Origin of the sequence: Kytococcus sp. HMSC28H12 (assembly GCF_001816045.1) — a bacterium.
GTDB lineage: Bacteria > Actinomycetota > Actinomycetes > Actinomycetales > Dermatophilaceae > Kytococcus > Kytococcus schroeteri.
The window spans coordinates 1-5,457 of the sequence record NZ_KV824469.1; the positions used below are offsets into that span (position 1 = coordinate 1).

The following is a 5,457-nucleotide window of genomic DNA, read 5'->3' on the forward strand; positions in this document are numbered from 1 at the left end:
CGCGGCCACGGCCTCGGCCAGCGGGGCGCGCACCGCGTGGCGCACGGCCGCGACGGCCACCGGGGGTCCGGGCACCTCAGGCTCGCGCGGGTGGGTGGCTCAGTGGCCGGTGTTGCACTGGCAGCCCTGCAGCGCGGCCACCACCTCGTCGGTGTACTTGCGGGCCACCATCGGCTGGGTGGAGCGCTCGAAGTCGTCGCTGCTCACCACGAAGGTCAGCAGGCGCCCGTCCTTGGTCACCGTGGTGCCGGCCATGCCGCTGGCCATGGGCAGGGTGCCGGTCTTGCCGCGCACGAAACCGCGGGCCTCCTCGCGTCCGTCGCCGTAGAAGCGCGGGGCGAGCGTGCCGTAGAGACCTGCCATGGAGAGGTTGGCGAGGATCGTGTGGTACTCCGCGTCCTCCCCGGAGGCGCCCTTCTGCAGCAGCTCGCCCAGCACGTGCGCGGGGATCTTGTTCTTGCTCGTCAGCCCCGAGGCGTCGAACTGCTCGTGGCCGCTGTTGTCGATACCGCGGTCCTTGGTCTGCTCCACCACCCAGCGGCCCACGTCGGCCGGGCCCGACTTCTCCACCGACAGCCCGCCGGTACCCAGGGCGGCCTGACGGGTGATGGTCTCCACCCGCGCGTTGTCGCTGATCTGCAGGGCGTGGATCAACTGGTCGCGCACCGGGGCGGACTTCACCACGCCCAGCTGGTCGCCCTTGGCCTTCGCCTTGGTGCGGATGATCGACTTCTCCACCGGCACGCCCACGTCGTGCAGGGCCTGGGCGAAGGCGCCCGCGGCACTCATCGCCGGGTCGGCCGGGGTGGGGTGGTGGTGGCGGGCGCGGTCGTCGAAGAGCTGCATCATCACCACGCGGCCGGTCCATCCCTCGTTGAGGGCCACCTCGGACCAGTCCTCCGACCAGCTCGGGCCGGCCTGCGAGTCGTCCAGGGCCACGCGGAAGGTCTTGGGCAGGTCCTCCCCGGCCTCGCGGCGCTTCTTGAGGTCGGCGGCCACCTGCTCGGCCAGGTCCTTGAGCCCCGCTCGCCCGGCGACGGCCAGCGGGTCGCCGTGGCCGCGCGACAGCATCGTGTCGCCGCCGGAGACGATGACGATGTTGTCGCCCGCGTCGAGCAGCGCGCGGGTGGACAGGCGCTGGTCGAGATTCCACCCGGAGTGCACCACCGCGCCGGTGGAGACGAGCTTGGTCATGGACGCCAGGTGGTTGGGGCGGTCGGCGTTCTGCTGGAAGAGCACCTCGCCGGTGGCGGCGTCGCGCACGTCCATGGAGAGGAAGCCCAGCTCCTCGGCCTCGATGGTGTCGCCCAGGGCCTTGCGCACCGTCTCCTTGCTGGGCGCCGGGCCGGAGTTGTCCAGGTGCTCCACGACCGGCTTGCGCTCGGGCAGGCCCTCGTCGATCTTCCTGACCTCCTCCTCGTCGGTGGGGCCGTCGACCACCGCGTTGGCGGCTCCCGGCGCCATCGCCTGGTCGAGCACCTCCACCGGCTGGCCGGCGGCGGCCGCCTCGTCGGGGGACCCAGCGCGTGCGGTGAGCAGGTCGGGCGAGCCGTTGTCCCCCTCGGAGGGGGCCGGCGCGTTGGTGAGCACTCCCGGCACCTTGTCGTAGACATCGGCCGTCACGTAGGCGCCCACGAGGGCCACCACCGTGGTCGAGGCGATGAGGGTGTTGCGGAGGGAGGACTTCACCGGGCACCTTTCGGACGCACGCACAGGATGGGGGAGACTGGCCCCAGCGTAGACGCCAACCAAGGAGGCTCCATGGAATTCGACATGACCGTCGAGATCCCCGCCGGCAACAAGAACAAGTACGAGATCGACCACGAGACGGGCCGCATCCGCCTGGACCGCCTGCTCTTCACGGCGATGCGCTACCCGGCCGACTACGGCTACATCGAGGACACCCTGGGCGAGGACGGCGACCCGCTGGACGCGCTGGTGCTGCTGGACGAGCCGACCTTCCCCGGCTGCATCGTGCGTGTGCGCCCGGTCGGCGTGTTCCACATGGTCGACGACGCCGGCGGTGACGACAAGGTGCTGTGCGTGGCCGCGGGCGACCCGCGCCGCGACGCCATCCAGGACACCTCCGACGTGTCCGACTTCACCCTCGACGAGATCCGCCACTTCTTCGAGGTCTACAAGGCCCTGGAGCCGGGCAAGTACGTGGAGGAGGGCTCGCACTGGGGTGACCGCGCGGCCGCCGAGAAGATCATCACCGAGGCGCTGGACCGCGCCAAGGCCGAGGGCATGACCACCGCCCGCTGGCCGCTGCCGGGCCACGACGCCGACGACACCGAGCGCTCGATCGACCGCGCCGAGGGCGGGTCGCAGGCCGACAAGCCGGAGGCCTGAGCCACCGAGCAGTGCGACGCCTGACGGGGCGGGTGCGACCGACGAGGTCGCGCCCGCCCCGTCGTCGTCCGGGGGGCTGCGGGTGAAAGCCGGGCGACAGACCGCAGCCCTAGGGTCCGAGTACACACACTCGAGGGAGCCCCATGAACCGCACCGTCCCGTCCCGCCTGGTTGCCCTGGCCACCGTCGGCCTGCTCAGCCTGACCGCCTGTTCCGGCGGACCCGATCCCGCCGGGCCGGACGAACCCAGCGCGCCGCCGAAGGTGAGCCCCACGTCATCGGCCACCCCCGAGGAGAGCGCCCCCGGGCCGACCAGCTCGAGCCCCGAACCGGCGGCCCCCTCCACCACGGGTGCTGGGGCCACCCCCACACCGAGCCGTTCAGAGGCGTCCCCGTCGAGCCCTGCCACCCCGAGCGCATCGACCGGGCCGTCACCGAGCAGCCAGACCTCGAGCAGCCAGGCCCCCACCCCGTCGGCCACGTCACCCCGCCCCACCGCCTCACCCTCCACCTCACCCGAGCAGGCGGAGGGCTGCGGAGCGAGGAGTGCCGAGAGGGCCCTGCACCACGGCCTGCGGAAGCTCAACGCCCGGGAGAGCGACTGGACGTGGCACAGCAACGGCGCGGACACCTCGCTGTACGACCCGTGCGCAGACCTCTCCCCCATCGCCGTGACCGTCGAGTACGCCACCGGGAGCTCACCCTGGATGATCATGCTCTTCCACCGGGGCGAGTACCTCGGAACCGCGACGGCACAGCCCGTGGGCATGGGGCAGCTCATGAGGAGGCGCGCGGACGACGTCATCGAGGTGACGTACCTGTACCCGAAGCCCGGGGAGTCGAACGCCGCGCGCTCCGGCAGGGCGGTCAGCACCTTCACGTGGGACGGGTCCGCGCAGAAGGTCGTGATGGCCGGCGACCTCCCGCCCACGGAGGAGGAGCTCCCCGAGCAGGGCAGGGAGAAGCCCACCGACCCGCCCGTGGACACCGGTGACACCCCGCCCCGTGGCGCGGCCCCCGAGGTCGTGCACCAGGGCGTGGCCCGCATCCTCACCCCGAGCGACAAGATCGGGTGCGAGCTGCACCGCACCTGGGCGGAGTGCGGCATCGAGTCCTATCTCGACTCCGAGCGCTACGGCACCGAGAACGACATGCCGCTCTGGTGGGCGACGCTGCCCGAGCAGGGCACGGCGGGGCTCTCCGCCAAGGGCGACGCCCCCAACTACCGCGGGGACAACGGCGGCCCGGCCGGCCAGGTGCTCGAGTCTGGGGAGAGCGTGACCTTCGGCGACATCACGTGCGCCTCCGAGTCGACCGGCCTGACGTGCACCAACACCGCGAGCGGTCACTCGATGACGATGAACAAGCGCGAGTTCGTGACCCGCTGACGCACCCGCACACGACGGAGGCCCCACCTACTGGTGGGGCCTCCGTGCGCCGGAGCCGCCTATCGGAATCGAACCGATGACCTGTTCATTACGAGTGAACCGCTCTGGCCGACTGAGCTAAGGCGGCGGGTGCTCCACACGCTCCGGGCGCGTGACGCGAGCGCCCACTATAGCGGTGCCCCGCCGTGCGGCGGAAATCCGCCGCGGCAGACACCCGCTCAACAGCGCGCGGCGTCACCCTCGGGCACCTCACCGGTGAGCAGGTACCCCTCCACCGCCGAGTCGACGCAGTCGCTGCCGCGCCGGTAGGCCGTGTGCCCGTCGCCATCGAGCGTCAGCAGGTGCCCGTTCTCGAAGTCCTCGGCCGCGCGCCGCGCCCACGCCAGCGGGGTCGCCGGGTCGCGGGTGGTGCCCACCACGAGGATGGGTCCGCTGCCCTTGGCCACGGCGTCGAACGGCTGGGCGGGCTTCACCGGCCAGCCCTGGCAGGCGGACCCCTCACCCATGAGGAAGTCGCCCCACAGCGGCGCCTCCCGGCGGAACGCGGCCCGCACCTGCGCACGGGTGCGCCCGGAGGTGTCGTCGGCGCGGTCGTTGCACGAGTAGACGGTGAAGGCCTCCATGAGGTTGGAGGCGTACTCGCCGTCGGCGGTGCGGTCGGCGTACCCGTTGGCCAGCTCCAGCAGCCGCTGGCCGTCCCCCTTCTGCGCCGCCTCCAGGGCCTGCGCCAGGCTCTCCCAGCTGCCCTCGTCGTACATGGCGGCAGCCAGCCCGTAGGTGGCCCAGCCGACGGTCAGCTCCGTGACCCGCGGGTCGGACCCCACCTGCGGGGGCTCCTCGTCGATGCGGCGCAGCAGCTCCCGCAGGCCGGCGGTGGCCTCCTCGCGCGTACCGCCCAGCGGGCACCGAGAACGCTCCTGGACGCACCAGTCCAGGAAGGCACCGGTGGCGGTCTCGAAACCCTTGGCCTGCCCGATGGCGATCTGCGTGGCATCCAGGTCCGTGGGCAGCATGCCGTCCAGCACGAAGGCCCCCACGCGGCGGGGGAACTCCTGGGCGTAGGTGGCGCCCAGCTGGGTGCCGTAGCTGAGCCCCAGGTAGTTCAGCCGCGGGTCGCCCAGGGCGGCGCGCAGCACGTCCATGTCACGGGCGGCGTTGGCGGTGGTGACCGAGCCCAGCCGGTCACCGAGGTGGTCCCGGCAGCCCTGCGCGAAGGCCTTATGCACGCGTGTCGCCTCACGCCTCTCCGCGGCATCGTCCGGGGAGGTGTCCAGGCCCAGCAGGGCGTCCAGCCCGGGGTCGTCCACGCAGTCCACGGCCTCGGAACGGGCCACGCCGCGCGGGTCGAAGCCCACCACGTCGTACACGCGCCGCACTTTCGGACCCACCACCTGGTCGGCCGCCTGCGCGTAGTCCACGCCGCTGGCCCCGGGGCCACCGGGGTTGAGCACGAGCGACCCGATGCGGTGCTCGTCGTCGCCCGCCCGCACCCGGAAGAGGGCCAGCCGCATCGTCTCCCCGTCGGGCCGGTCGTAGTCCACCGGCACCTCCAGCTCCGCGCACTCCCCGCCGTCGCACCGCTCCCACTGCAGCTGCTGCTCGTAGAAGCGGGACAGCTCGGCCGGCGGGGCGGGCAGGGACCCCTCGGTGCCGGGGCTGCGCAGGTCGTCGGGCAGCGGCCCGCCACCGGGCTGGCAGCCGGCCAGGCCCAGCCCGA

General features: G+C 72.6%; 5 protein-coding genes and 1 tRNA gene. 2 read left to right on the plus strand and 4 right to left on the minus strand.

The window, feature by feature from the left end:
• Window positions 1–99 precede the first annotated feature (99 nt).
• Complete coding sequence (locus HMPREF3099_RS06440) at window positions 100–1,689, minus strand: D-alanyl-D-alanine carboxypeptidase (protein ID WP_070705231.1); 1,590 nt, start codon at window positions 1,687–1,689, stop codon at window positions 100–102.
• Window positions 1,690–1,761: 72 nt separating this feature from the next.
• Here HMPREF3099_RS06440 and HMPREF3099_RS06445 point away from each other — a divergent pair, with 72 nt between their 5' ends.
• Entirely contained in the window at window positions 1,762–2,352 is a 591-nt protein-coding gene (locus HMPREF3099_RS06445; protein ID WP_070705232.1) for an inorganic diphosphatase, read from the plus strand.
• A gap of 109 nt (window positions 2,353–2,461) precedes the next feature.
• Here HMPREF3099_RS06445 and HMPREF3099_RS13445 read toward each other — a convergent pair whose 3' ends face one another.
• Window positions 2,462–3,067: a hypothetical protein gene (locus HMPREF3099_RS13445; RefSeq protein ID WP_237769777.1), complete on the minus strand. Its 606-nt coding sequence runs from the start codon at window positions 3,065–3,067 to the stop codon at window positions 2,462–2,464.
• On the opposite strand from HMPREF3099_RS13445, the gene HMPREF3099_RS13450 reads away from it, so the two are divergent.
• A complete protein-coding gene (locus HMPREF3099_RS13450; protein ID WP_237769775.1) occupies window positions 3,024–3,740 on the plus strand; it encodes an LppP/LprE family lipoprotein in 717 nt (238 codons plus the stop codon). The genes HMPREF3099_RS13445 and HMPREF3099_RS13450 overlap by 44 nt on opposite strands.
• Window positions 3,741–3,793: 53 nt before the next feature.
• On the opposite strand, the gene HMPREF3099_RS06460 is transcribed toward HMPREF3099_RS13450, so the two are convergent.
• Window positions 3,794–3,867, minus strand: a tRNA-Thr gene (locus HMPREF3099_RS06460).
• 91 nt (window positions 3,868–3,958) lie between these two features.
• Window positions 3,959–5,457 (minus strand): alpha/beta hydrolase (locus tag HMPREF3099_RS06465; protein ID WP_371327513.1); only part of this gene is annotated, 1,499 nt, incomplete at its 5' end.